Origin of the sequence: Vibrio sp. 10N.222.49.C9 (assembly GCF_041474985.1) — a bacterium.
Classification (GTDB): Bacteria; Pseudomonadota; Gammaproteobacteria; order Enterobacterales; family Vibrionaceae; genus Vibrio; species Vibrio crassostreae_C.
Map to the genome: position 1 here is coordinate 1 of NZ_JBFRVD010000153.1, position 536 is coordinate 536.

At 40.9% G+C, this 536-nt stretch carries 1 pseudogene; it reads right to left on the bottom strand.

Annotated features, from left to right (window positions below):
* Positions 1-429, bottom strand: a pseudogene (locus AB4585_RS22485) (integrase); the annotation flags it as partial.
* Positions 430-536 lie beyond the last annotated feature (107 nt).

Genomic DNA, 536 nt, shown 5'->3' on the forward strand with positions numbered 1-536 from the left:
ATTTTCCGGATTGGTATTATTGAAAGGTATTGGCTCTATATAAGCATCTTTTATGCTTGGGTCGGTTTCTTCAAGGTTACAGAGATCGATAGAACTAGGAAGATCGCACACAATGTCATCTTCGAAGTGGGCAATGACTGCTGGTGAATTTGTTCGGGGGATTGCCGTTTGGAACGACTGTCGCAAAATATTAATTTGCTGATCCAAAACAGATTTAAAAGAAGTGAACTTTGGTGGGTTAGAAAAATCAATCTGCTCAATCGCTGATTTGATGCTAGAGGCTACTTTAAAGTTGCGCCTTATCGCTTCAGAGCGCTCTTTAGTCATAAGACTGACTTTGATGTCGAAAGGGTAGCCGAACGTACGTAGTGGCTTAGGGATGCAAATACGGGTTTGATACACACCATTTGGTGCTTTTTGTAAGTACATTGTCTCACCTCATTGTCATGAAAGTGATTTGCAGTACTTTAGATACGAAAAAGCCCTTGAAAATCAAGGGCTTAATGCGTAAAGAATAGTGGTGGAGGGATAGGGAT